This window comes from Myceligenerans pegani (assembly GCF_014892515.1).
GTDB classification, from domain to species: Bacteria; Actinomycetota; Actinomycetes; order Actinomycetales; family Cellulomonadaceae; genus Myceligenerans; species Myceligenerans pegani.
The window spans coordinates 46,753-71,648 of the sequence record NZ_JADBGR010000088.1; the positions used below are offsets into that span (position 1 = coordinate 46,753).

General features: G+C 72.1%; 20 protein-coding genes. 4 read left to right on the forward strand and 16 right to left on the reverse strand.

Features of this window, described 5'->3' with window-relative positions; all coding sequences use genetic code 11:
- Positions 1 to 26: 26 nt before the first annotated feature.
- From IIE03_RS13560 to aspS, 6 genes are all read right to left on the reverse strand, one after another.
- Positions 27 to 1,010, reverse strand: a complete 984-nt coding sequence (locus IIE03_RS13560) for a phosphotransferase family protein (RefSeq protein WP_192863300.1) — start codon at positions 1,008 to 1,010, stop codon at positions 27 to 29.
- A 102-nt stretch (positions 1,011 to 1,112) separates the two neighbouring features.
- Positions 1,113 to 2,573 carry an FAD-dependent monooxygenase gene (locus IIE03_RS13565; RefSeq protein ID WP_225997727.1) on the reverse strand — a complete coding sequence of 487 codons (1,461 nt, stop codon included), beginning with the start codon at positions 2,571 to 2,573 and terminating at the stop codon, positions 1,113 to 1,115.
- Positions 2,574 to 2,705: 132 nt separating this feature from the next.
- Positions 2,706 to 3,233: a DUF4190 domain-containing protein gene (locus IIE03_RS13570; RefSeq protein ID WP_192863302.1), complete on the reverse strand. Its 528-nt coding sequence runs from the start codon at positions 3,231 to 3,233 to the stop codon at positions 2,706 to 2,708.
- Between the two features lie 145 nt (positions 3,234 to 3,378).
- Positions 3,379 to 3,936: a DUF4190 domain-containing protein gene (locus IIE03_RS13575; RefSeq protein WP_192863303.1), complete on the reverse strand. Its 558-nt coding sequence runs from the start codon at positions 3,934 to 3,936 to the stop codon at positions 3,379 to 3,381.
- Positions 3,937 to 4,165: 229 nt separating this feature from the next.
- The gene (locus IIE03_RS13580; RefSeq protein WP_192863304.1) at positions 4,166 to 4,627 is read right to left on the reverse strand and encodes a DUF4190 domain-containing protein; all 462 of its coding nucleotides are present in this window, start codon (positions 4,625 to 4,627) and stop codon (positions 4,166 to 4,168) included.
- A gap of 185 nt (positions 4,628 to 4,812) precedes the next feature.
- Complete coding sequence (gene aspS / locus IIE03_RS13585; protein WP_192863305.1) at positions 4,813 to 6,615, reverse strand: aspartate--tRNA ligase; 1,803 nt, start codon at positions 6,613 to 6,615, stop codon at positions 4,813 to 4,815.
- A 146-nt stretch (positions 6,616 to 6,761) separates the two neighbouring features.
- Between aspS and IIE03_RS13590 the strand changes: the two genes are divergently transcribed.
- Together IIE03_RS13590 and IIE03_RS13595 are read left to right on the forward strand one after the other, a co-directional pair.
- A complete protein-coding gene (locus IIE03_RS13590) occupies positions 6,762 to 7,232 on the forward strand; it encodes a PPOX class F420-dependent oxidoreductase (protein ID WP_192863306.1) in 471 nt (156 codons plus the stop codon).
- A gap of 12 nt (positions 7,233 to 7,244) precedes the next feature.
- Positions 7,245 to 8,258, forward strand: coding sequence for a DUF2332 domain-containing protein (locus IIE03_RS13595; RefSeq protein WP_192863307.1), 1,014 nt, complete (start codon positions 7,245 to 7,247; stop codon positions 8,256 to 8,258).
- 1 nt (position 8,259) lies between these two features.
- Here IIE03_RS13595 and IIE03_RS13600 read toward each other — a convergent pair whose 3' ends face one another.
- From IIE03_RS13600 to IIE03_RS13625, 6 genes are all read right to left on the reverse strand, one after another.
- A complete protein-coding gene (locus IIE03_RS13600) occupies positions 8,260 to 10,521 on the reverse strand; it encodes an exo-beta-d-1,3/1,6-glucosidase (protein ID WP_318842971.1) in 2,262 nt (753 codons plus the stop codon).
- Entirely contained in the window at positions 10,518 to 11,384 is an 867-nt protein-coding gene (locus IIE03_RS13605) for an ABC transporter permease (RefSeq protein WP_192863308.1), read from the reverse strand. The genes IIE03_RS13600 and IIE03_RS13605 overlap by 4 nt, the downstream gene beginning before the upstream one ends.
- 1 nt (position 11,385) lies before the next feature.
- Positions 11,386 to 12,369, reverse strand: coding sequence for an ABC transporter permease (locus IIE03_RS13610; RefSeq protein WP_192863309.1), 984 nt, complete (start codon positions 12,367 to 12,369; stop codon positions 11,386 to 11,388).
- A complete protein-coding gene (locus IIE03_RS13615; RefSeq protein ID WP_192863310.1) occupies positions 12,366 to 13,178 on the reverse strand; it encodes an ABC transporter ATP-binding protein in 813 nt (270 codons plus the stop codon). Before IIE03_RS13615 ends, IIE03_RS13610 begins: the two co-directional genes overlap by 4 nt.
- Entirely contained in the window at positions 13,175 to 14,026 is an 852-nt protein-coding gene (locus IIE03_RS13620; protein WP_192863311.1) for an ABC transporter ATP-binding protein, read from the reverse strand. The genes IIE03_RS13615 and IIE03_RS13620 overlap by 4 nt, the downstream gene beginning before the upstream one ends.
- Positions 14,027 to 14,147: 121 nt before the next feature.
- A complete protein-coding gene (locus tag IIE03_RS13625) occupies positions 14,148 to 15,839 on the reverse strand; it encodes an ABC transporter substrate-binding protein (protein ID WP_318842972.1) in 1,692 nt (563 codons plus the stop codon).
- A gap of 257 nt (positions 15,840 to 16,096) precedes the next feature.
- On the opposite strand from IIE03_RS13625, the gene IIE03_RS13630 reads away from it, so the two are divergent.
- On the forward strand, positions 16,097 to 16,726 hold the full coding sequence (locus tag IIE03_RS13630; protein ID WP_192863312.1) for a TetR/AcrR family transcriptional regulator: 630 nt from the start codon (positions 16,097 to 16,099) through the stop codon (positions 16,724 to 16,726).
- Between the two features lie 56 nt (positions 16,727 to 16,782).
- Here IIE03_RS13630 and IIE03_RS13635 read toward each other — a convergent pair whose 3' ends face one another.
- Both IIE03_RS13635 and IIE03_RS13640 read right to left on the reverse strand, forming a co-directional pair.
- Entirely contained in the window at positions 16,783 to 18,126 is a 1,344-nt protein-coding gene (locus IIE03_RS13635; protein ID WP_192863313.1) for a DUF1996 domain-containing protein, read from the reverse strand.
- A gap of 76 nt (positions 18,127 to 18,202) precedes the next feature.
- A complete protein-coding gene (locus tag IIE03_RS13640) occupies positions 18,203 to 20,449 on the reverse strand; it encodes a discoidin domain-containing protein (protein WP_192863314.1) in 2,247 nt (748 codons plus the stop codon).
- A gap of 305 nt (positions 20,450 to 20,754) precedes the next feature.
- Here IIE03_RS13640 and IIE03_RS13645 point away from each other — a divergent pair, with 305 nt between their 5' ends.
- On the forward strand, positions 20,755 to 21,801 hold the full coding sequence (locus tag IIE03_RS13645; protein ID WP_192863315.1) for a LacI family DNA-binding transcriptional regulator: 1,047 nt from the start codon (positions 20,755 to 20,757) through the stop codon (positions 21,799 to 21,801).
- A 34-nt stretch (positions 21,802 to 21,835) separates the two neighbouring features.
- On the opposite strand, the gene IIE03_RS13650 is transcribed toward IIE03_RS13645, so the two are convergent.
- Both IIE03_RS13650 and IIE03_RS13655 read right to left on the reverse strand, forming a co-directional pair.
- On the reverse strand, positions 21,836 to 22,927 hold the full coding sequence (locus tag IIE03_RS13650; protein ID WP_192863316.1) for a LacI family DNA-binding transcriptional regulator: 1,092 nt from the start codon (positions 22,925 to 22,927) through the stop codon (positions 21,836 to 21,838).
- A gap of 79 nt (positions 22,928 to 23,006) precedes the next feature.
- Positions 23,007 to 24,692, reverse strand: coding sequence for a discoidin domain-containing protein (locus IIE03_RS13655; RefSeq protein WP_192863317.1), 1,686 nt, complete (start codon positions 24,690 to 24,692; stop codon positions 23,007 to 23,009).
- Positions 24,693 to 24,896: the final 204 nt, after the last annotated feature.

The following is a 24,896-nucleotide window of genomic DNA, read 5'->3' on the forward strand; positions in this document are numbered from 1 at the left end:
TGGCGGGTGATGTCCGGGCTGGAGTGCTACGGGGCGGCGAGAGCCTCCAGGTCTGCGAGGGCCGTGTCGAGGTGCCGCGTGATGTGGGTCAGGGCCGCCTCGCGTTGCGGGCCGGCGTAGCCACGGGGTGCGCCCTCGGTGAGCATGATGAGGTAGAGGTAGGCACGGTACATCGCCAGGCGACGGCGGGCGTCGTCGTCGAACGTGATGCCGCCGTAGCCGGACAGGAACTCGTCGTCGTCCTCGATGCTGCCGAACAGGGCGAGCGACACCATCTCGGCGAGCGGGTCGCCCCAGAGGGCGCGCTCGCCGTCGACGATGCCGGTGATGCGCCCCTCATGGAGCAGGACGTTGCCGGGCCACAGGTCGAAGTGGACCAGGACCGGCGTCGTCACCTCGTCGAGCGCGCCGGCGTTCGCGTCGAACAGCGCGCGGATCCGTGACACGGGGACGGGGAGCGGGGTGTCCCAGCGTCCGGCGTCGTCGAGCAGGACGCCGAGCATTCCCTGGAAGGCGGCACGCCACGAGCCCGACAGGCCCAGCTGCGGGTAGCCGAACGCGTCGCCGCTGATCCGGTGGAGCCGCGCCGTGAGCTCGCCGAGCTCGCGGCGCAGCTTTCGCCGCTCACCGTCGGAGAGCTCGCCCTCCTGCTCGTGCCAGTTCCGTCCGGGCAGCTCGGTCATCAGCAGCCAGTCGCTGTCGGCGGCGTCCCGGGAGAAGTCGACCCGCACCACGCGGGGTACCGGGAGCGCGCCCGAGGCCGTGTCGTAGAACATCGCCTCGGTCCGCATCAGGTCGCGCTCATGGCTCAGTCCCGGGGCGGTGGGGTCCGGCGCGACCTTCAGCACCAAGCCGGTCCCGTCGTCCAGACGGATGCGGTACGCCGTGTTGTAGGTGGCCGCTCCGAGTTCCTCGAACGCGGCCATGCTCCGCGGATCGATCCCGGCCGCCGCGAGGACGCGCGCCATCGCGGCGTCGTCCAGCGTCCTCCTGTTGACGTTGCTGCTCATCGCTCTCCCGTGGGTGGCGTCGGCGCCGCCGGACAGTTCGTCCGCGGGGGTCTCCGCGGTCTGCGGGTCGTCACCGTAGCGGAATCCGCGTCCTCGCCGGTGTCACGCCGCCCAGGCGATGTAGCCGTCCGGGCGGACCAGGACGGTGGTCGCCTCGCCGTCCGCACGGCGGACCTCGACCGCGCCCGCCGCCCACTTCGCGTACTGGCTGCCCGCCGGCGGGTCGATCGGGGCGGTGTCCGCGCCCGCCGCGGCGTCGTCGGCTCCGCGCACGATGACGAAACCGCCCGACCGCAGCGCCTCGTAGAGGCGAGTCGTCCCGCCGGACTCCTCCCGGACGAGCGGGAGATCCGGGGCACGGCGGCCGACCAGGCGATGCGCGCCGCGCGGACGCCCGTACCTGATCCCGACGCCGGAGATCATGCCCATCGCGCGCAGCCGGGCCGGCGGGAGGTTCCCGATGACGCCCACGATCAGCCCTCCGAGCAGGCGCGCGACGACACCCTTGCCGCGTGCCGCCCGGACGAGCGCGCCGCTCGCCCGCAGCACCATCGTGCCCACCGGATGCCGCTCGGACTCGTAGGAGTCGAGAAGCGCCTCGGCGGCCTCGCCGGTCACCTGCCCCGACACGACCTGGGCCAGCTTCCACGAGAGGTTCGCCGCGTCCTGCAGGCCCGTGTTCATGCCCTGGCCGCCGGCGGGCGAGTGCACGTGGGCGGCGTCGCCGGCGACGAAGACGCGGCCCACCCGGTAGTGCGGCGCCTGCCGCTCGTCCGAGTGGAAGCGGGAGGTCCAGCGCGCGTCGATCATGCCGAAGTCGGTGGCGAACGCCGCGCGCATCGTCTCGCGCACCTCGTCCAGGTCGAGCGGCGTGTCCTCGGGCACGTCGCGGCCGTACCGCCAGCCGATGACGCGGTGGTAGCCGTCGCCGAACGGGGCGAGGAAGCAGAAGGACTCGTCGCGCACGGCGACCGTGAGCACGTCCGACGGCGGCTCCGCGAGCCGCACGTCCGCCAGGACCATGGACCTGATCACGGCCTGTCCGGGAAACGGCAGCCCGACGAGGCCGCGGACGGCGGAATGATGGCCGTCGCATCCCGCGACGTAGTCGGCCCGCACGGTGCGGGCGCCGTCCGGCCCGGTCACCCGCAGCCTGACGCCGTCGTCGTCCTGGTCGAGGCTCTCCAACTCGGTGTCGTAGGCGAACATGACGCCCTCGGCCCCGGCCCGCTCCAGGAGAACCCGCTCCACCTCGTACTGCGGGACGGCCACGACCTGCGGGAACCGGCTGGGCAGGACGCTCAGGTCGAGCGAGAACCGGTTCAGCAGGCGCAGGTCCTGGATCACCTGGCCCCGGGCGACGATCGGGTCGGCGAGCTCGCGGGCGTCCAGTTGCTCCAGGGCGCGCGCGTGTACGGCGAACGCCCGCGACAGGTTGCTGATCCGCCGGGGCCGCCGTTCCACCAGCGTGGTGCGCACTCCGGCGGCGGCGAGGTCCCCGGCGAGCAGGAGCCCGGTCGGCCCCGCTCCGACGACGACAATGTGAGCGTCAACACCAGCCATGAGGGACATCATGCCTGGTTATAGGCCTGGCCGAAAGAGGACGCCGGGACCGCGCGCCGCCGTGAAACTCCCCGGCGGCGCGTCGCCGGGACCGCTCGCCGACGGCCGGCCGTGGTCCGCCCCGCGACCGGCTCAGTACGACGAGAAGTCGGACCCGGTCGAGTCGAAGCCTCCGCTGACCCCGATGGCGATGACGATCACGTAGAAGACGACGACGAGGATGCTGAGCGCCGTACCGATCCAGCCGGTGACGATGCCCGCGAGCGCCATGCCGTCGTTGTCCGCCTCGCCGTTGCGGACGGCCTGGCGCGCCTTGTTGCCGACGATGATCGCCGGGATGCCGGCGAGGAACCCGCACATCACGATGCTGACGATGCCGAGGACGAGCGCCCACACGCCCAGGTCGTTCTTGGGGAACGGCTGGCCGCCGTACTGCGCGGGGTAGGCGGGTGCCGCCGGGTACGGCGTGGCGCCGGGCTGCTGCTGGTAGGGCGACTGCTGGTACGGCGACGCCGGCTGCGGGATCTGTCCCGGCTGCTCGTACGGCGACGCGGGCTGCTGCGGAGCCCGCCCGGGCTCGTAGGGCGAGGCCGGCTGCTGCCCGCTCCCCGACGGGTCGTACGGCGACGGCGACGAGCCGTCGGGGGTGTTCGTCGACATGGTGGCGATGTCCTCTTTCAGAATCAGATGTATCCGTTTGAAGCAGTCTGAACCCTACCGAACCGGGCCCGGCTCGGTCGAAGATTCCCGCCCCGGAGTGCGCATCCTGGAGGACGGCGTGCGCGATGCTGCCGGGCGGCGCCCGTCAGTAGTCGGAATCGATGGTGGGCCACGCGGACGGATCGTTGAGGAAGTCCTGGAAGGCCGGGTCGTTCACGGCCGCGTTGAAGGCCACCACGAAGATGACGATCGCGATCGCCGAGAGGACGAGCGACGCCCAGCCGAGGATGATGCCGGCGAGGCCCAGCCCACCGTTGTCGGCCTGGCCCTCGCGCGTGGCGCGCCGGGACATGTGACCGGTGACGATCGCGGCGATGCTCGCGATGACCGGGCAGAGGAAGAAGCTCAGGATGCCCAGCACGAGCGACCACACGCCCAGGCTGTTCTTCGGGTACTGCTGCTGGTACGGCGTTCCCGGCTCCGCGGTCGGGTACGCGGACGGCGGAACTCCTCCCGCGGCGTACGGCGACGGCGGCGGCGCCTGCCCCGGCTGCGGCGTGCCCGGCGGCGTCGGGCCGCCGGGCTGCCCGGCTCCGGGCCGTTCCGGTGGCTGCCCGCCGGACTGCCCGGGCGTCCGGCCCGGCTCGTTCCCGCTCGGCGGTGGGTCGTACGGGTTCTGTGCTCCCGGCTCGTTGGTCGACATGCTCAGGCACCTCTCGCTCGCGGTGTTCCGGCACGTCCGACCCTAGTCACGAGCGCGGCACTCCGCCCGGCGGACCGTCCGGCGTTTCCCTGTGCGCGCCCGAACGTGCGCGGCGCACGGCCCGGTCGCGGGCGTCGCCGGACCTGGCGCGAGGCTCCGGCGGGGCGTCACACGGCGCGGCGGTCCGCTCCGGGCGACCCGGTGACCTGCGACGGGCCCAGGCGCGTGATCAGCTGCCGCTCACCACCCCCGCGCCGACGAACAGGACCGCGAACACCACCCACGCGAGCCACATGAGCAGGAACACGCCCACCAGGCCGACGTTGAGCCAGCCCAGGACGAGTCCGGCGGTCGCCGAGCCCGAGTTGTTCGCCAGCCCCTCCCGGATGGCTTTCCTGCTCGCGATGCCCGTGACGATCGCGACGACGCCGAGGACGAGCGGGCACACGACCCAGCTGAGGATCCCGCACACGAGGGAGATGGTCCCGAGGTCGTTCTTCGGCGGGGCGGGAGCGTACGGGCCGTACGGCGCTCCGGCGTAGGGCACAGCGGCCTGGCCCGGCGCGGGGCCCGGCGGTGCGGAAGGCGGGTACGGGTACTGCCCCGGCGGCTGGGTGGGCCCCGGCGGCTGCTCTGGCCCGCCGCCCTGCGGCTCGTACGGAGGCGGGCCGCCGGGGTAGTTGGTCGACATGGTCAGAGGGGCCTCTCAGCTCGCAGGCAGACTCGCAGGCAAAGTGGTCCAACCATACCGAAACCGGGCCTCCGTGTCCGACGACGCCCCGCACCACGGACGCCGTCGGACACGGACGTCGTCGTCGGACACGAACGCGGTCACACGGCGGACGCCGTCACGCGGCGGACGCCGGGACCGCGGCGTCACTTCGCGACGGCGACCGGCGCGGCCGCGGAGCCCTCGCGCGGCTCCGGCACGGCGTCCACGCCCGCCTCCTTGCGCTGCTCCGGCGTGATCGGCGCGGGGGCGTCGGTCAGCGGGTCGTAGCCGCCGCCGGACTTCGGGAACGCGATGACGTCGCGGATCGACGGGACGCCCGCCAGCAGCCCGGCGATGCGGTCCCAGCCGAACGCGATGCCCCCGTGCGGCGGGGCGCCGAACTTGAACGCCTCCAGCAGGAAGCCGAACTTCTCCTGCGCCTCCTCGGGGCCGATGCCCATGACGTCGAACACGCGCTCCTGCACGTCGCGGCGGTGGATACGGATGGAGCCCCCGCCGATCTCGTTGCCGTTGCACACGATGTCGTACGCGTAGGCAAGCGCGCTGCCCGGGTCCTGCTCGAAGCGGTCGAGCCACTCCGGCTTGGGCGACGTGAACGCGTGGTGCACCGCGGTCCACGCGGAGTGGCCGACGTCGATGTCGTCGTCCTCGCCCGCCGGCTTGAACAGCGGCGCGTCCACCACCCACACGAACGACCAGGCGCTCTCGTCGAGCTCCCCGGTCTTCTTCGCGATCTCGAGGCGGGCCGCACCCAGCAGGGCGCGCGAGGCGGCTGTCTTCCCCGCGGCGAAGAACACGGCGTCACCGGGCTCGGCGCCGGTGACCTTCGCGAGGTGCTCGCGCTCGGTCTCGGACAGGTTCTTCGCGACCGGGCCGCCGAGCTCGCCCTCGTCGCTGAACGTCACGTAGGCCAGGCCCTTGGCGCCGCGCTGCTTCGCCCATTCCTGCCAGGCGTCGAACTGGCGGCGCGGCTGGCCCGCCCCGCCCTTCATGACGACGGCGCCCACGTACTCGGCCTGGAAGACCCGGAACGGCGTGGCCCGGAAGTAGTCGGTGAGCTCCGTGATCGGGTTGCCGAACCGCAGGTCCGGCTTGTCCGTGCCGTACAGGCGCATGGCCTCGGCGTAGGTGATGCGCTCGATCGGGCGCGGCACCTCGACGTCGATGAGCTTCCAGATCTCCGCGAGCAGTTCCTCGGTCAGCGCGATGACGTCGTCCTGGTCCACGAAGCTCATCTCGACGTCGAGCTGCGTGAACTCCGGCTGCCGGTCGGCGCGGAAGTCCTCGTCGCGGTAGCAGCGCGCGATCTGGTAGTACCGCTCCAGGCCGCCGACCATGAGGAGTTGCTTGAACAGCTGCGGGGACTGCGGCAGCGCGTACCACGATCCGGGGGCGAGGCGCGCCGGGACCAGGAAGTCGCGGGCGCCCTCCGGCGTCGAGCGCGTCAGGGTCGGCGTCTCGACCTCGATGAAGTCGTGGGCCTCCAGCACGCGGCGGGCGGCCCGGCTGAGCTGGGAGCGCAGCTTCAGCGCGTGCGCCTGCGCCGGGCGGCGCATGTCGAGGTAGCGGTGCTTGAGGCGCGCCTCCTCGCCGATCTGCTCCGAGTCCGCGATCGCCGTCGACACCTGGAACGGCAGCGGCACCGACTCGTTGAGCGTGACGACACCACTCGCGATGACCTCGATCTCACCGGTGGCGAGGTTCGGGTTCGTGTTGCCCTCGGGACGCTGCGCGACCTCGCCGGTCACCTGCAGTACGTACTCGGAGCGCAGCGGGTGCGCCACGTCCTCGTCGCGGATGACGACCTGGGCGATGCCGGACGCGTCCCGCAGGTCGATGAAGCCCACTCCCCCGTGATCACGACGGCGATCGACCCAGCCCGTGAGGGTGACGGTCTGACCGATGTGCTCGGCCCGCAGTGAGCCGGCCGTGTGAGTGCGGAGCACGGAGGAAGTCCTTTCGTACGGAGGGTGTGATGCCGCCGGGCACGCGAGGAATCGTGTACGACGACGGAGCTGGCGTGCTGACAACACGCGATGGCGAGTCTAGTCGCTACGACCGACACGAAACCTCCCGGGCGTACGCTGCATCCATGCCTCGCACCATCGCCACGAACACCAAGGTCAGCCGTGACGAGCTCCTCGAGGTGCTGCGCGCCCGGCACAACGGCGTCCTCGTCACCACTCGCGCCGACGGCCGGCCCCAGCTGTCGCCCGTGACGTTCGGGGTCGACGGCGAGGGACGCGTCGTCGTCTCCACCTACCCCGACCGGGCCAAGGCGGCGAACCTGCGCCGCCGGCCCGAGGCCTCCTTCCTCGCCCTCGGCGACGACTTCGGCGACGCCTGGGTGCAGGTGGACGGCACGGCCGAGGTCCTCGACATCCCCGAGTCGGTGGAGCCGCTCGTCGAGTACTTCCGCGTCGCGGCCGGGAAGGAGCACCCCGACTGGGACGAGTACCGCGACGCCATGGTGAAGCAGGGCAAGTCCCTCGTCCGCATCACCATCGACCGCTGGGGCCCGGTCGCCACCGGAGGCTTCCCGGCCCGCCTCGCCCAGGACTGACGGGAGACCGCATTGGATCTGTACGCCGACGTCGCCGCCCAGTACACCGAGTTCGCCGAGTACGCCGCCGCAGCCGCCTCCCCCTGCTTCGAGCGGTGGGGACACGCCGTGGCCGCCGACGAGGACGTCCTGAGATGGATCTCCGCGCTCCCCGGGATCAAGAAGCAGCCCAACCTCGTGTTCGCGGCGGCCCGGTTCCACGGCGTCGAGGCGCCCGGGCCGTACGAGGCGCTGCGTGAGGCCCTGCTGCACGACGACGGCACGATCCGCGCCACGATCCTGGAGCGCTCGACCCAGACCAACGAGGCCGGGCGCCTCGCGACCCTCACCCCGGTCTTCGCCCGGCTGGCCATCGAGGCCGGGCGCCGCCCCCTCGCGCTCGTCGAGGCGGGCGCGAGCGCGGGCCTGTGCCTCTACCCGGACCGCTGGGGATACGACTGGACCGCACCCGGCCCGCGGAAGGCGCGGACGCCCCGCGTCGCCGTCCTCGGCCCCCAGCCGCGGCTTACCTGCCCGGTTACCGGCGACCTCGCGCTCCCGACCACCCTGCCCGAGATCACCTGGCGCGGCGGCCTCGACCTGAACCCGCTGGACGTCCGCGACAAGGACCAGATGGCCTGGCTGGAGATCCTCGTCTGGCCCGAGCACGACGACCGCCGCGACCGCCTGCGCCACGCCATCGAGATCGCGCGGGCCGACCCGCCGCGCCTCGAGCGGGGCGACATCCTCGCGGATCTGCCGCTCCTGGTCGCCGACGCGTCCCGGCACGGCGAGGTCGTCGTGTTCCACAGCGCCGTCGTCGCGTACCTCCCGGCCGAGGACCGCGCGCGCTTCGACACGATGATGCGCCGGCTGGTGCGCGACGGCGCCTGCCGCTGGGTGAGCAACGAGGGCCTGAACGTCATCCCGAGCGTGCTCGACGGCGCGCCCGAGCCGCCGGACACCAAGACGCTCGCCCTCGCGGTGGACGGCCGTGCGGTCGCCTGGTCGCATCCGCACGGCCGCTCCATGCGCTGGTTCGGCTGACTCAGGCGGTCACCGTGAACCTCGCGGTGAGCTGGTCCTCCTGCTGGGACGAGCGGCCCACGCGGAGCTCGAAGTCGCCCGCCTCGACCACCCGCTTCCCCGCCGCGTCCACGATCGTGCAGTCCGCCGCCGGGACCTCCAGGTCGACGACCCGCTCCTCCCCCGGCACCAACGTGACCTGGCGGAACGCCTTGAGCTCCTGGTCCGCCCAGCTCACCGAGGTGACCAGGTCGCTCACGTACGCCTGGACGGTCTCCAGCGCCGGCCGCGACCCCGTGTTCCGGAGCGTCACCGCGGCCCGCACCACGCCGCCGGGGCCGACCCGCGGTTCGGCCACGTGCAGGCCGTCGTACTCGATCGTGGTGTAGCTGAGCCCCTCGCCGAACGCGAATGCGGGCCGCTGCGTCAGGTCCGCGTACCGGTCGCCGTGCTGCCCCCGCACCTGGTTGTAGTACGTCGGCTGCTGTCCCACGTGGCGGGCGAACGAGACGGGCAGTCGCCCGGACGGCTCGATCTCGCCCAGGAGCAGCTCCGCGAGCGCCCGGCCGCCCCGCATACCGGGGTTCGCGGCCCAGACCAGCGCGGCGGCGTCGTCCACGACGGGCGGCAGGACCTGCGGCTTGGACGCCAGGAGCACGACGATCAGCGGGGTGCCGGTCGCGGCGACCGCCTCCAGCAGAGCGTTCTGCCCGCCGAGCAGGTCCAGCGTGGCGGTGGACCGTCCCTCACCGATGAGCTCGATGCGATCGCCGACGACGGCGACCACGTAGTCGGCGTCGCGCGCGGCGGCGACCGCCTCGGCGAGCTGCGCCTCGTCCACGGGTGCGGGCGTGACGACCGGTGGGCGCGGCTGCCCGTCGGGGAACGTGTCCCCCTCGGGGTCGGGGGCGAGTTCCAGGATCTCGGCGCCCCGGGTGTAGGTCACCGACCAGCCGTCCGGGACCCGCTCGCGCAGCCCGTCCAGCACGGTGCTGATGAGGTGGCGCGGATGCCCGTCGGGGATCCATCCGGCCTGTCCGGAGTTGCCTGCCCAGTCGCCGAGCTGGGCCTGGGCGTCGTCGGCAAGGGGGCCGACGACGGCGATCCGCCGCGCGGGAGCGTTCCCACCGGCCGGCAGCGGCAGCGTGCCGTCGTTGCGCAGGAGGACCAGCGACCGGCGCGCGACCTCGAGGTTGAGTTCGGCGTGCGCGGCGGCTCCCACCGCCGCCTCGATGCGCTCGGGTGCGGGCCGGCGTCGGTCCTCGAACAGGCCCAGCTCGAACTTCAGGGTGAGGATGCGCCGTACGGCGTCGTCGAGGTCCGCCGAGGTCAGACGGCCCTCCTCGATGGCGGCGAGCGCGCCCTCGAAGAACCCGGGCGTGGTCATCACCATGTCGTTCCCGGCGCGGACGGCGGCGGTCGCCGCGGCGGTGAGGTCCGGCTGCACCTTCTGCTCCCAGACCATGCGCCCGACGTTGTCCCAGTCGGTGACGAGGGTGCCGGTGTAGCCCCACTCGCCGCGCAGGACGTCGGACAGCAGCCAGTCGTTGACGGTGATGGGCACGCCGTCGATGGTCTGGTAGCCGAGCATGAACGTGCGGCAGCCCTCGCGCGCGACGCGCTCGAACGGGGGCAGGTGCCACGCACGCAGTTTGCGGCGGGACAGGTCCGCCTCGGACGCGTCGCGGCCGCCCTGGGTCTCGGAGTACCCGGCGAAGTGCTTGGCCGCGGCGAGGATCGCCGTCGGATCGCTCAGGCCGTCGCCCTGGTAGCCGCGTACCGCTGCCGAGGCGAGCTCGCCGATCAGGTGCGGGTCCTCGCCGAAGGTCTCGTTCACGCGCCCCCAGCGCAGGTCGCGCGCGATGCACAGCACCGGGGAGAAGGTCCAGTGGATGCCGGTGGCGCTCACCTCCACGGCGGTCACCCGTGCCACCCGCTCGACGAGCCCGGGGTCCCAGGTGGCGGCCATGCCGAGCTGCGTGGGGAAGATCGTGGCGCCCTCGAAGAAGGAGTGGCCGTGGATGCAGTCCTCGGCGACGAGCAGCGGGATCCGCAGCCGGGTGCGGTCGGTCAGCTCGTGCGCGGCCCGGATCCGTTCGGGCGAGGCGTGCAGGATGGAGCCGGCCTGGCGCCGCAGCACGTGGTCCTCGAGATCGTCCCGCGCGTCGAGCTGCAGCATCTGCCCGACCTTCTCCTCGGGCGTCATGCGGGCGATCAGGTCGGAGACCCGGTCCGCCACGGGGAGGGCGGTGTCGAGGTAGGGCAGATCGATCACGCTGGTCACGCAGTGCTCCTCTTCGTTCGCTTCTTCTGCAGCCGTGCTCGTTCGCCCGCGGACCGCAGGCGCGGATTGACGTACTCGTCGATGCCGAAGCTGATCAGGCTCAGCGCCGCGCCGAGCAGCGCGATCGCGAGGCCCGCGGGCACGTACCACCACCAGAACTCCGGGAACGCGCCGTTCTGCTGGGCCCAGTACAGGATCGTTCCCCAGTTGAGGTTCGTGATCGGGATGACGCCGACGAACGCCAGCGTCGTCAGGCCGAGCACGGCGGCCGTCACGGTGCCCACGAAGCTGGAGGCGATGACGGCCGTGAGGTTGGGCAGCATCTCCACCGCGATGATCCGCCACAGCGGCTCGCCGTTGGCGCGGGCCGCCTGCACGAAGTCCCGGCTGCGCAGCGACATGGTCTGCGCGCGCAGCACGCGCGCGCCCCACGCCCAGCCGGTGATCGCCAGGACGGCGGAGATGAGGAACAGGCTCGGGTCGTCGTACTGCGACGCCACGATGATCATCAGCGGGATCGCGGGCAGCACGAGGAACACGTTGGACAGCGCCGAGAGCGACTCGCCGCGCCAGCCGGTGAGGAACCCGGCGCTCACGCCGACGATCACGGCGACGAGGGTGGCCAGCACGCCGGCGGTGAGGCCGACGAGCAGCACGCCGCGCGTGCCGTGGGCGATCTGGCTGAAGATGTCCTCGCCCAGGTGGGTGGTGCCGAGCCAGTGCGTGGCCGACGGAGGCTGCTTGAGCGCGGTGTAGTCCTTCTCCAGCGGCCCGAACGGGGCGACGACGTCGGCCAGCGCGGCGAGCAGGGCGAACAGGCCGAGGATCACGAGGCCCGTGATCGACTTGCGGTTGGTGAACATGTCAGACCTCCCCCTGCCGGGTGCGCGGGTCGAGCGCGGCGTAGGCGACGTCGGCCAGGAGGTTGGCGACGAGCACGGTCAGGGTGATGACGAGGAACAGGCCCTGCATGAGCGGGTAGTCCTTGGCGTTGGTGGCGTCGAGCAGCAGCTTGCCGACGCCGGGGTAGGAGAACACGAGCTCCATGACGAGCGTGCCGCCCACGATGAACCCGAGGGCGAGGGCGAAGCTCGACAGCTGCGGCAGCACCGCGTTGCGGGCGGCGTAGGCGAACACGACGCGGCGCCGGGACAGGCCCTTGGCCTGCGCGACGGTGACGTAGTCCTCGTCGAGGACCGTGATCATCATGTTCCGCATGCCGAGCACCCAGCCGCCGAGGGACGCGAGCACGACGGTCAGGGCCGGCAGGGTGCCGTGCGCGATCACCTCGCCGATGAACTGCGCGCTGAACTCCGGCGTCGTGCCCTTGCCGTAGGCGTGCGACGCCGGGAACCAGCCCAGCCCGGTCGCGAAGACGGCGATGGCGATGAGCCCCATCCAGAAGTACGGGACGGCGGAGAAGAAGGTCGCCACGGGGACGATGACGTCACCGCGCCCGCCACGGAACCAGCCGACGAGCGTGCCGAGCGTGGTGCCCAGCAGGAAGCTCAGCACGGTCGCGATGCCGACGAGGCCGACCGTCCAGGGCAGGGCCGAGGCGATCACGTCGGCCACGGGCGCCAGGCCGTGGGAGAACGACCGGCCGAGGTCGCCGGAGAGCAGCAGCACCCAGTAGTCGGCGTACTGCTCGGCGAGCGACTTGCCGGTGTCCAGGCCGAACAGGGTGCGCAGGGCGTCGGCCGCCTCCGGGCTGACCAGCCCCTGGTTCTTCTGCAGGTAGGCCGAGACCGGGTCGCCCTTGAGCATCCGCGGCAGGAAGAAGTTGATCGTGATCGCCGCCCAGGCCGTGAACAGGTAGAAGGCGGCGCGGCGCAGGAGGAGTCTCATGAGCGGCTCCCGGTGGTGTCGGCCGTCCGGCCGCCGCCGAAGTGGCGGTCCGGGTCGGGTGAGGCGTCCCGCAGCGCGCGTGTGTACTCGTGCCGCGGGTGGAGGATGACGTCGTCGGACGGACCGCGCTCCACGACCCTGCCGTGGTGCAGCACGACGATCTCGTCGCTGAAGTGGCGGGCCGTGGCCAGGTCGTGGGTGATGTACAGGACGCCGAGCCCGTCGGCCTCCTGGAGTTCTGCCAGGAGGTTGAGGACGCCCAGGCGGATGGACACGTCGAGCATCGACACGGGCTCGTCGGCCACGAGCAGCGCGGGCCGCGACGCGAGCGCCCGCGCGATGGCGACGCGCTGTCGCTGCCCGCCGGACAGCTCGTGGGGGCGGCGGGCCGCGAGCCCGGGTTCGAGGCGGACCTTCTCCAGCAGGCCCGCCACCTCGTCGTCGACCCCGGCACGCGGCACGACACGGTCGAGCAGCAGGGGCCGCGCGATGTGGTGGTGCACCGTGTGGTACGGGTTCAGGGACGCGAACGGGTCCTGGAACACCATCCGCACCTGCTGCCGGTAGGCCCGCAGCCCCCGCCCGCGGCGCGGGATCGGCGCGCCGTCGAGCAGCACCCGGCCCGAGGTCTCGCGTTCCAGCTGGGTGATGATCTTCGCGATCGTCGACTTGCCGGAGCCGGACTGTCCCACCAGCGCGACGGTGCGGCCGGAGGTGATCGACAGGTCGACGTCGTCGAGGGCGAGCATGTGGCCGGAGCCGCGTACGCGGTAGCGCTTGGTCAGCCCGCGCAGTTCGAGCGTCGTCATACCGCGGCCCCCTTCCGGACGAAGTCACCGCGGTCGCCGGTCAGGCTCGGGAACGAGCCCAGCAGGCGCTTGGTGTACTCGTGCCGCGCGGCGTGGTAGATCTCCGACGCGGTCCCCACCTCCACGACCCGCCCCGCGCGCATGACGGCGATGCGGTCGCTGATCTCCAGCAGGAGCGGCAGGTCGTGCGTGATGAACACGACGGAGAACCCGAGCTCCTCGCGCAGCCGGGAGATCTCCTGCAGGATCTCCCGCTGCACCAGCACGTCCAGGGCCGTCGTCGGCTCGTCCATGATCAGCAGGCGCGGCCGCAGGGCGAGTGCCATCGCGATCATGACCCGCTGGCGCATGCCCCCGGACAGCTCGTGGGGGTAGGACCGCAGCCGGTCGGCTCCCACCCCGACCATCTCGAGCAGCGCCCCGCAGGTCGCGGTGCGCTCGGCGCGGCCCATGGCCGGGCGGTGCCGTGTGAACACGTCGGCGAGCTGGGCGCCGATCGTCAGGACGGGGTTGAGCGAGTTCATCGCGCCTTGGAACACCATGGCGACCTGGTCCCAGCGCAGCCGGTCCATCTCGGCCGGCGAGAGCGTGGTGAGGTCGACGTCGCCACCGGCGGCGCCGTCGACGGCGTGCAGCACGACCTGGCCACCCGTGATCTCGGCGGGAGGCCGCAGCAGCCGCTGCACGGCGTAGGCGAGGGTCGACTTGCCGCAGCCGGACTCCCCGGCCAGGCCGAGCACCTCGCCCTGCCCGACGGTCAGCGAGACGTCGCGCACGGCCTCGACCGGCGGGTCGACGTCGTAGGTCACGCTGAGCCCGGACACGCTCAGCACGGGGTCACGATTCACGAACGAACTCCTGTCTGTGTCCGCGGCGCCCGGATGTCGTGGGCCTGCCCGGCGCCGCGGCGCTCGCCGCGCGGCGGTAGGCACGCCCACGACCCCGGTCCCAGGACGGGATCGGTGAGGGTCAGCCCTTGGCCTCGAGCGAGGTCAGGATGAGCACGGCCGTCGGCTGCGTCGGGTCGGGGCTGGTGTAGGGGTCGTCCTCACTCGGCCAGCCGACGTAGCTGCGTGTGTTGTACTCGCCGATGAACGGGCGGTTGCCGACGGGCATGATCGGCACCTCCTCGACGAAGATCTCCTGGACCCGTGCGAGTGCCTCGGCGCGGGCCGCGTCGTCGGTGGCGGTCAGGTACTCGTCGAGCGCCTTCGTGGCGTCCGGGCTGTCGAACCGGCCGAAGTTGTAGTCCGCGGCCTCACCGACCGGCTTCAGCCAGCGGCCGTCCATCGCGTCGCTGTACAGGTCGTACGGGGTGGCGCCGGTGTCGGTCCAGTGCAGGATCGCCTGGAAGTCACCCTCGGTCTTGGCCGTCCACCAGGAGTCGGCGTCGGGAGTGTCGAGCGTCGTGGTGACGCCGAGTTCCTTCGCGGCGTCGGAGATCAGGCTGATGCCGGTGACGTAGTCGCTCCAGCCCTGCGGGACGCTCAGCTCGAACTCGACCGCCTCGCCGTCGGGGTCGACCAGGGCCTCGCCCACGCCCGTGTAGCCGGCCTCCTCGAGGACCGCCTTCGCGCCCTCGACGTCGACCTCGTACGTCTGGCCGGCGTACGCGGGGGCCACGAACTCGTCACCGGCCGGGCTCGGGAGACCGGTCACGGACGTCAGGGGCGGGACCCCGCCCTCGCGGGCGATCTCGGCGTGCTTGCCGCGGTCGATCACCATGTTCATGGCCCGGCGGAAGGCGACGTCGTCGAACGGCTTCTCGGTGGTGTTGACGAACATCGCGTCGATGCCGAGTCCGGTGGCCGCCCAGTAGACGTTGTCCTCGTCCTTGTCGACGTACGCCGACTGCACGTTCGGGATGAACGCCTGCGCCCAGTCCGCCTCGCCGTTGGCCAGGGCCGTGGTGAGGGCGGTGTTGTCGTTGTAGGACACGTAGTACAGCGTCGGCACGGCCAGCTCACCGCCCCAGTAGTCGTCGCGTGCGGACAGCTCGACCGACTGCGTCGTGAACTCGGTCAGCGTGTAGGGACCGGTGCCGACCGGCTCCGGGTTCTCGTACGTGGTCGGGTCCTCGACGTCCGCCCACACGTGCTCGGGGACGATGAACCGGTGCAGGACCTTGTCCTGCTTGGCGTACATCGAGCCGGCGAACGCGATCGTCACCTGGTCGCCGTCGGTGGTGACCTCCTCGATGCCCAGGGCGGCGGTGTCCAGCTCCGGCGTGTCCTGGAGGAGCCCGAACGTGAACGCGATGTCGTCCGCGCCGAACTCCTCGCCGTCGTTCCACGTCACGCCCTCGCGCGCGGTGACGGTGAGGGCGGTGTAGTCCTCGTTCCACTCGAGCTCGGACGCGAGCCACGGGCGGACGTCGTCGGACGGGTCCACCATGTTGACGAACGCGAGGGGTTCGAGGATCGCGTTGACGTACCCGAGCGTGAGCGCCGACGAGTCGCCCACCCAGGGGTTGTTGGATTCGGTCGTGATCGCGCCGTCGGGCTTCGCGATCGTGAGCGAGCCGTCGCCGGGGGCGACCGACTCGTCGTCGCCGCCGGCGCCGCCCGCGCAGGCGCTGAGCAGCAGTGTTGCGGCAAGAGTCGCGGCTGCTGCCGCGATGGAGCGTGAGGCACTACGCCTCGGACGGGACGTCGGTGTCACCTTCGTACTCCTCGTCGTCGAGTGGCTGTCGAGCACAACTTACTACTCTGTAAGTAACTTTGTGAAATGCTGGGGCCCACGGCGCCGTCACCACGGCCGACGGCGCCGCACCGCTTACACTCGGGACACCGCGACGACACCGGACGGACCACGCCCGACGGACGACGCCGGCGGGCGAGGCGGTCCGGGCAGGACCGGCCGGGCAGGACAGACCAGGCAGGACAGACGATGCGCGACAAAGGTGTGAACGACCCGCGATGAACTCGACCACGCGACAGCCCCGACGCTCCCGGCCGGAGACCCTCGCCCGACGCGAGCGGATCCTCGAGGCCGCCATGACGACCTTCGGGGCGCGCGGATACAACAAGGGCCCGCTGACGGAGATCGCGGAACAGGTCGGCATGACCCACGCCGGAGTGCTGCACCACTTCGGGTCGAAGGACCAGCTCCTGCTCGAGGTGCTCCGCTACCGCGACGAGAGCGACGTCAAGGACCTCGAGGGCCAGCACATCCCCGGCGGCATCGAGCTGTTCCGGCACCTCGTGCGCACCGCCCTGCTCAACGCCCGGCGCGCCGGGCTCGTGCAGGCGTACGTCGTGCTCTCGGCCGAGTCCGTCACCGAGGGACACCCCGCCCGGGACTGGTTCGTGGAGCGCTACCGCACGCTGCGCCGCGAGGTCGGCGAGGCGTTCCGCGCCGTCTGCGCCGAGCGGGGCATCGACGAGCCGGCCACCGTCGACCGGGCCGCCGCCTCGATCCTCGCCGTGATGGACGGCCTGCAGGTCCAGTGGCTCCTCGACCCCGAGCAGGTCGACCTCGCCGAGTCGAGCGCCTTCGCCATCGAGGCGATCGTGGCCCAGGTGCTGGATCCCCGCGAGGCCCTCTGAGGCCCGGCGCGGCGGGACCGACCCCCGATGGGTGGTCCCGCCGCGCCGTCGGCCCGTCACGGATCGATCAGCTCGTAGTCCTCGTCCATGACCGCACCCCGGTGCGGCTTGTACAGGTCGTAGCCCCGCGGGTCGCACTGGAGACCGCCGTTGATGCAGTGCTCCACCAGCCGGCGCAGCACCTCCGGGTCCCAGGCGTTCACGAAGTCGTAGTGCCACGACTGATCCGAGCCGCTCACCAGCGCCACGTCGGTCATGTCACCGTCCACCGGCCACGCGATCTTGAACTCCAGCATCGGCACCGCCACCGGGTGACTCATCGGGCACTGCCCCGCCACCGGGTACGCCATGTGCGCCGATCCCTGCGCGTAGAGGCGCTCGCCGTCCCAGCAGCTCGGCGCCTGGTACCTGATGTTCAGCTGCGTGCCCGGAGCGCAGTGGTCGGGGATCGACCAGTTGTGGGCGCTGTCGCCGCACTCCCAGCCCTCGACCGCGCCCGGCGCGTCCCGGAACTCGTCGGGCGTCGCCATCATGTCGCCCGCCACGAACCGCAGTCCCTCGGGGAACGGCACCACCCGCGTGTAGTCGTCGATCCCGGACTTGTAGTACACCGTCATGGGGATGTCCGGCGCGACGGGTTCACCGCCCTCGGTGAGGGCCGGGTACCAGTACGCGGACCGGTCGTGCGGCACGGTGCACGAGGTGGCCGGGTTCGCGTTCAGGCTGTCGGGCGTGGTGAACGCGTCCGTGGAGCGGTTCCCGATGAACGTGTGCAGGTGGGACGCGCCGGGCTGTCCGGGGAACACGATCGGGTCGTCCGGGCCGAAGCGCGAGAAGGTGCAGTTGGCCTGGAACTCGTGGTGCGTGACCTCGTCGTCGGGATACTCCGGCGGGTCGCCGGGATCGGTCGGCTCGCCGTCGCCGAAGACCTGGAACTCCCACAGCGAGTAGCCGTAGTGTGTCGCGCGCTCGCTCGCGGCGAGCTGGACGTAGCGGCCCGTGACGGTGACGGGGAACGACTGATCGCCGCCGGCGCCGTCCGTGACGTCGGCGACGGTCGTCCACGTGGTGCCGTCCTCGGACACCTGCAGCGTGAACGCGGTCGCGTACGCGGCCTCCCAGTCCAGGTCGATCCGGTCCAGCGCGTAGGACGCGCCGAGGTCGACCCGCAGCCACTCGTCGTCCGACGGGTTGCTCGCCCAGCGCGTGGCGGGGTCGCCGTCGACGGCGAAGCGCGGACCCAGGTTGGCGGCCTCCGAGCTGGACGCGGCGGTGAGGCCGCCCTGCGAGAGCAGGGTGCCCGGCTCGGCGGACGCGCCGGTGCCGACCGCCGTGACGGCGGCGGCGATCAGGGAGCCGACGGCGGCCCCGGCGAGGGTTCTTCTGACACGTGATCTCATGGTTCTCTCCTCCGTGCGTCGTTGCGATGGAGTGGTGGTGGAGTGGTGCTTCGGGCCGTTCCGGGCCGGGCGGCACTCAGTTCTGGTAGACCCCGAGCTCGTACAGGGAGTAGCCCCACTCGGTGCCGCGTTCGGTGAGGTTCAGGCGCACGTACCGGCCCGTGCCGGAGACGTCCAGGTCGTCCACTCCCCCGTCGCCCCCGGTGACCGAGCGGATCGTGGTCCATGAGGCGCTGTCGTCGGACACCTGCACGTCGTAGGCCTTGCCGTACGCCGTCTCCCAGACGAGCTGGAGGTGCTGGAACGAGCGCACCGACCCCAGGTCCACCTGGAACCAGGCGGACGGGCCCCACTCGCTCGCCCAGCGCGTGGTCGTGTCGCCGTCGACGGCCTGACCGGGCGTGAAGTTCCCGTTGTACGGGTCGAACGACGACGCCGACGCCTCGGCGCCGAGCGCGATGTTCTCGCCGTCGACGTGCGGCGCCACCACCCGGAACGACCGCGTCTCCACACCGACGTTGCCCCGGCCGTCCTCGGCGAAGACGTAGACCTTCCAGACGCCCAGCGTGTCCGGCGCCGTCACCCGGTAGGTGCCGGGAGCGGTCTCGGTGAACTCCGCGGCCGCGATCCCGCCGGCGCCGTTGACGTACTTGCTGTTCAGCATGACCACGGGCGTGATGTCGTCCCCGTCGGGATCGGTCATGTCGACGGACACCGTGAACTCGCCGCCCGCCTCGACCGAGGCGGCGTCCGGCACGTCCATCGCGGTGATCTCCGGCGGCGTGTTCAGCACCGACGTGTCCACGCCCCAGGTTCGCGCGATCGAGTAGTAACCCAGCCGCTTGTTGTCGCCGGGGATGACGTTGAACCACACGCCGCCGAAGTCGCCCTCGATCCCGAAGTGGAAGAACGTGGCCCCCAGGGCGACGCCGTCGTGCTCGCGCAGGCACCGCCAGGAGTTCACGTAGGCGGCCGCCTTCTCCAGGTCCGAGGGCTCGGCCGGCACGCCGTGGGCGTCGTCGGGCACCTCCCACTCCCCGGCCGCGCCGCCCTCCGTGAGCAGGTACGGCCGGTCGTGACCGCCGGACTCCCAGGCGGCGCGGATGTTGCAGACGTCGCCGTACGAGTTCACCGACAGCAGGTCCAGGTCGGGCGCGCTCCGCTCGATGTACGGCCAGGCGCCGGTCCAGGCGTCCGTGCTGGTGGTGGGGTGATGCGGGTCCGCGGCGTGGACGGCGACGCTGACGTCGTTCACGAAGGCCGCGTACGCGTGCCGGACCTCCTCCAGGTCGGTCCCGGAGAAGCAGTCCTGCAGCCCGAGGATCGACTCGTTGCCGATGTTCCACATGAGGACGGCCGGATGCTCCTTGTAGACGTCGACCCAGTGCAGGATGTCGGCCCTGGCCTCGGACTTGTAGGCGTCGTCGGTGCGGTAGTCGATGCACCCGCCGGAGCCCGGGCCACCGCCCGGGAGCAGCCAGAAGCCCATCACGACGCGCACGTCGTGCGCCGCCGCGGAGTCGAGCAGCGTGCGCGTGTCGGCGCCCGTGCCCCACGTGCGCACGGTGTTGGCGTTGGTGGCCGTGAGCATCGGCAGGTAGTGGTCCGCCGTGTGGAACGACGGGCCCCAGGTGAACCCGCGCACCGTGTACGGCTGCCCGTCCACGGTCAGGTCCCAGCTCCCGTTCCCGCCGGTCACCTCGACGTGGCTCGGTCCCGTCCCCGGGACGGGGACGTTCGGGTGGCCGGGGTCGACGACGTCGGGGTCACCCGGGTCGCCAGGGTCTCCCGGGTCGGCCACGCCGAACACCCGCATCTCCCACAGCGAGACGCCGTAGCCGCCGCTCCGCGCGGTCGAGTGCATCCGCACGTAGCGGCCGGATCCCTGGAGGGCGATCACGTCGTTGCCGCCGTCGCCCGCGTCGGTCGAGGTGAGGGTCCGCCAGGTGGTCCCGTCGTCGGAGACCTGGATCGAGTACGACGTCGAGTACGCCGCCTCCCAGTCGAGCTCGACCCGGTCCAGGGTCACGACGCTGCCCAGGTCGACCCGCAGCCACTGGGGGTCACTGAACTCGCTCGACCAGCGGGTGCCCGGGTCGCCGTCGACGGCGGCGGCCGCGGGCGTGTAGTCGGGGTTCTCCTCCGACGACGCCGTGGCGGGCATGCCCTGGGACAGCAGCTCCGGGGCGGCCTGAGCAGGGCCCGCCGGGGTGAGGAACGCCGCCGCGACGAGGGCCGTCGTCACCGCGGCGAGGCGGCCCGCGCGGATCCTGTGCCGGCCGGTGCGCGTTCCGGCGCGGGTGCCGGCGCGTGGGATGGTCATGGTTGCTCCGTCTCCGTCGCCCCGCGATGCGCGGGGATCCTGGTTCGTCGTCGAGCCGTCGCCCGGCCGCCACGATGCGACCGGATACGATTGGGAGAGCGCTCTTACCGATGTCGAGTCTGGACGGGGATACTGGCGGGCGTCAAGAGGTTCGGGCGCCGACATGCCCTCGGCTTTGCTGTCGTAAGATGATTGAAGATAATCGTTTATCCTTTCTCGCGAACCACGACCTGCCGGCGGGCCGGGATGCGATACGCCGGCGCGGCGATCTTGGGCAAACGCTCTCACCCTGTTATCGTCAAGCCGTGACGGAGGACCTGCGGCAGTCGGTACCCACGCTGGAGGACGTCGCCCGGGTGGCGGGCGTCTCCCGCGCGACCGTCTCGCGCGTCATCAACGGCAAGCGCAAGGTCGCGGCGACGGTCCAGGAGACCGTGCTGGCGGCGATCGCCGAGACGGGGTACGTGCCCAACCGCGCGGCGCGCTCGCTGGTGACCCGCCGGACCGGGATGGCGGCCGTCGTGGTGTCCGGGTCCGCCGCCGGCCCGGGCGAGGAGGCGGACCCGTCGCGCGCTCTCTCGGACCCGTTCTTCGGGCGGGTCGTGGGTGGGTTCGTGCGGGCGCTGCGGCGCCACGACGTGCACCCGGTCCTCCTGTTCGCCGACACGCCGGAGGCCGAGGACCAGGCCGTGAACTACCTGCGCCTCGGAAACGCCGACGGCACGCTCCTCGTCTCGACGCACGGCGACGATCCGCTGCCGGGACGCCTGGCCGAGGCGGGCCGGCCGGTCGTGATGTTCTCCCGCCCGGCACGGCCGGTCCCGGTGAGCTACGTCGACCTCGCGAACGCCGACGGCGGCCGCCTGGCCGCGGAACACCTGATCGCGCGCGGATGCCGGTCGCCGGGCCTGGTCACCGGCCCGCTCGGCGTTCCGGCCGCGCGTGACCGAGCCGACGGCTTCCGCGACCGCGCGGCCCGCCACGGCCACGCGTACGTGCCGGGCGCCGCCGATGACTTCACCTTCGCCGGGGGCGAGGCCGCGACCGAACGGCTCCTGGCCGAGTGCCCCGAGGTCGACGGGATCTTCGCCGGGAACGACCTCATGGCCCAGGGCGCGCTCCACGCGTTGCGCACGCACGGCAGGCGGGTGCCCGACGACGTCGCCGTCGTGGGCTTCGACGACAGCCCGGTCGCCACGCAGACGCGGCCGCTGCTGACCACGGTGCGACAGCCGGCCGAGGAGATGGCCGCGACGATGGCGGACCTGCTCGTCGAGCGGATCGAGGATCCGGGGCTGCCCCACCGCTCGGTGATCTTCGACCCCGAACTGGTGATCCGCGACTCGACCTGAGGGGCTCCATCCCCGCCCTGGCCGCGTGCGGCGGTCACGCCGAGCTACGGATCACCAGTTCCGGGGCGAAGGTCACCACGCGGCCCGGCCGCGCCGCGTCGTCCGGCGCGTCCGCTCCGGGGTCCGTGCCGGGCTCCCGGACGCCCATGCCCTCCAGGAGGAGCTCGGCCATCCTCCGGGCCATGTCCTCCACCGGCTGGCGGACGGTGGTCAGCGGCGGATGTGCCTGCGCGGCGGCGCTCGAGTCGTCGAAACCCACCACGGCGACGTCGTCGGGCACGCGGCGGCCCGCCGACTGCAGCGCGGTGCTCACGCCGTCGGCCATGAGGTCGTTCCCGGCGAAGATCCCGTCGACCCCGGGGAACCCGGCCAGGAGCCTACGCGCGGCAGCCTCTCCGCCGGGGCGGGTGAAGTCGGCATCGGCCACGGCAGGGCGGCCGAGTCCCGCAGCGGTGACGGCGGCGACGAACGCGTCGAGGCGGGCGCGCATGAACGGTGCGTCGGTCGGGCCCGTCACCACGGCGAGCCTCCTCCGGCCCGTCGCCAGCAGGTGCTCCGCGGCCAGCCGCCCGCCCGCCGCCTGGTCGAGATCCACCGCGGGCACGCCGCCGGGCATCGCGCCGCCCGTGATCCGCGCGGACAGCACGACGGGCACCCCGAGCCCGACCAGCCGCGCGGGCAGCGGGTCGTCCGCGCTGGAGGTGATGAGCAGGACGCCGTCCACGTGCCCCTGCCGTACGTACCGGACCACCTGGTCGTGCGCGGGCGGGTCGGCGGGCATGATCGCAAGGTGGACGTCGCGCGGACGCAACGCCTCCTGCGCCCCGGCCGTGACGCGACCGAGGTACGGGTCGGTGAAGATGCGCTCCAGGAAGGGCAGCGGCGACCGGTGCCCCGGTGGCTCCGAGACGACGAGCGCGACCGAGCCGGTGCGGCGCGTCACGAGCGACCGCGCGGCGAGGTTGGGAACGTATCCGGTGTCCTCGATCGCCCGCCGAACGACGTCGACGATCGCCGGGTCGACCGTCGGCACGCCGTTGATCACCCGGGACACCGTCGCCCGGGACACGCCGGCCACGGACGCCACGGCCTCCAGCGTGGGCCGGCCGGAACTCGCTGACGCCATGCGCCAGTTATACCGGCCGGCCCTCGCCGGGGTGCGGCGATGCCGACAGATGTCGGCATCCCGGCTGTCTCGCGGGTGGCTACTGGTAGACGCGGACGTAGTCGATCACGTACCGCGACGGGAACGGCGTCGTCCCGTCGGGCGGCCCGGGCCAGTCACCGCCCACGGCGAGGTTGAGGATCATGTAGAACTCGTGGTCGTAGATCCAGGGACCGCGGGTCGCCTCCACCGTCGCCTTGTCCGCGTAGAAGACCTCCTGGCCATCGAGGAAGTACCGGATTCCGTGGCTGTCCCACTCCGCCGCGAACGTGTGGAACCCGTCGGAGATCTTCCCGCCGCCGGGCAGGCCGTAGCTGCCGCCGTACCCTCCGGCACCGTTGTAGGCGGGCGCGTGCAGGGTGGAGTGCGCCTCGTGCGGCTCCTGGCCGATGAACTCCATGATGTCCACCTCGCCGTTGTACGGCCAGGGGCGGCCCTCCAGGAAGTCGGTGCCCATCATCCAGAACGCCGGCCACAGCCCGCGCCCCTCGGGAACCTTGACGCGCGCCTCGAACCGCCCGTACTGCGCGTGGAACCTGTTCGACGTGTTCATCCGGTGTGACGTGTACTCGCGGCCCTCGTAGGCCTCGCGGCGCGCCTCGATGACGAAGTTGCCCTGGCCGTCGTGGAAGCCGTTGCCCTCGGGGGTGTAGTACTGCTGCTCGTTGTTGTTGGGCAGGCCGGGATCGACCGTCCACCTCGACGGGTCGGCGGGCGTTCCGGCGGCGCCGTCGAACTCGTCGCTCCACACGAGCTCGAGGTCGTCGAAGTCGGGATCGGCAGGCTCGGCGGGCGGTTGCTGCGGTGCCCCGCCGGTGCCGTACACCTGGAACTCCCACAGGGAGTAGCCGTACGGCCCGCTGCGGTCGGTCATGTGCACGCGCACGTGCCGGCCGTCGGCGTCGAGCGGGATCGTCTCCTTGAAGCCTGAACCGCTCGTCGTGGAGTGGACGGTGATCCAGGTCGCCCCGTCGGCGGACACGTCGACGCTGTACGACGTCGCGTACGCCGGGTCCCACTGCAGGACGACGCTCGTCACGTGCGCCGTGGCCCCCAGATCGACGGCGATCCAGCCCTCGTCGGTCCAGCCGGTGTCCGCGTCGGTGGCCCAGCGGCTGGCCGGGTCAAGGTCGAAGGCCTTGTCCGGGGAGCACTCCCAGCAACTGGAGTCGTGCTGCTGGGAGGAGGCGGAGCCGGGCCTGCCGTACGACAGGAGGGTCTCGTCGGACGGGTCGGGTGGCGTGCCGTCCCCGGGGCCGAAGACCTGGAACTCCCACAGGGAGATGCCGTACGGCGTGGCGCGCTCGGTGGCCACGAGGCGCACGAACCGGCCGCTCCCGGAGATGGCGAGGGTCTCGTCACCACCGGTCGAGTCGGCGGTCGAGTAGATCGGGGACCAGCCGGCGCCGTCGTCGGACACCTCGATCCGGTATCCGGACGCGTAGGCGGCCTCCCAGTCAAGGGTGACGCCATCGATCTCCTGGACGCTGCCGAGGTCGACGCTGATCCACTGGCCGTCGGACCATGCGCTGGACCATCGGGTGCCGGGGTCGCCGTCGACGGCGTTCTCCCCGGTGCTCCAGTCGAACTCGGCGCTGGACGTGGTCACGGGCCGCCCCTGCGAGAGGGGCTCGGGCGCCGCGAGCGCGGGTGTCACGGTGATCGCCCCCGTGACCAGGGCCGCGGCCGCGACTACGGCCGCGAACAGGCGGGATGTTCGCCGCATGACGTGCTCCTTCGAACGTCGGACTCGTGCGGGTCGTGAGAGAGCGCTCTCTCACTCGCAACCCTGGCGGACGGGAGGCGCGGGCGTCAAGGGTTTCGCGGAAAGTCACTGACAGTTCAGTTAGCATTCTGGAGCGCGGGCCGGCGGCACGTGTGGTGCCGCTCGGTGGCGCGTGTTGTGCCGCTCACAGTTCGTTGACCTGTG

Excerpts from the sequence above, each read along its gene's own strand:
- IIE03_RS13560 (WP_192863300.1), bottom strand. The coding sequence starts at position 1,010 with ATGAGCAGCAACGTCAACAGGAGGACGCTGGACGACGCCGCGATGGCG.
- IIE03_RS13565 (WP_225997727.1), bottom strand. The coding sequence starts at position 2,573 with ATGGCTGGTGTTGACGCTCACATTGTCGTCGTCGGAGCGGGGCCGACC.
- IIE03_RS13570 (WP_192863302.1), bottom strand. The coding sequence starts at position 3,233 with ATGTCGACGAACACCCCCGACGGCTCGTCGCCGTCGCCGTACGACCCG.
- IIE03_RS13575 (WP_192863303.1), bottom strand. The coding sequence starts at position 3,936 with ATGTCGACCAACGAGCCGGGAGCACAGAACCCGTACGACCCACCGCCG.
- IIE03_RS13580 (WP_192863304.1), bottom strand. The coding sequence starts at position 4,627 with ATGTCGACCAACTACCCCGGCGGCCCGCCTCCGTACGAGCCGCAGGGC.
- IIE03_RS13590 (WP_192863306.1), top strand. The coding sequence starts at position 6,762 with ATGCCTCGCACCATCGCCACGAACACCAAGGTCAGCCGTGACGAGCTC.
- IIE03_RS13605 (WP_192863308.1), bottom strand. The coding sequence starts at position 11,384 with ATGTTCACCAACCGCAAGTCGATCACGGGCCTCGTGATCCTCGGCCTG.
- IIE03_RS13610 (WP_192863309.1), bottom strand. The coding sequence starts at position 12,369 with ATGAGACTCCTCCTGCGCCGCGCCGCCTTCTACCTGTTCACGGCCTGG.
- IIE03_RS13615 (WP_192863310.1), bottom strand. The coding sequence starts at position 13,178 with ATGACGACGCTCGAACTGCGCGGGCTGACCAAGCGCTACCGCGTACGC.
- IIE03_RS13630 (WP_192863312.1), top strand. The coding sequence starts at position 16,097 with ATGAACTCGACCACGCGACAGCCCCGACGCTCCCGGCCGGAGACCCTC.
- IIE03_RS13635 (WP_192863313.1), bottom strand. The coding sequence starts at position 18,126 with ATGAGATCACGTGTCAGAAGAACCCTCGCCGGGGCCGCCGTCGGCTCC.
- IIE03_RS13640 (WP_192863314.1), bottom strand. The coding sequence starts at position 20,449 with ATGACCATCCCACGCGCCGGCACCCGCGCCGGAACGCGCACCGGCCGG.
- IIE03_RS13650 (WP_192863316.1), bottom strand. The coding sequence starts at position 22,927 with ATGGCGTCAGCGAGTTCCGGCCGGCCCACGCTGGAGGCCGTGGCGTCC.
- IIE03_RS13655 (WP_192863317.1), bottom strand. The coding sequence starts at position 24,692 with ATGCGGCGAACATCCCGCCTGTTCGCGGCCGTAGTCGCGGCCGCGGCC.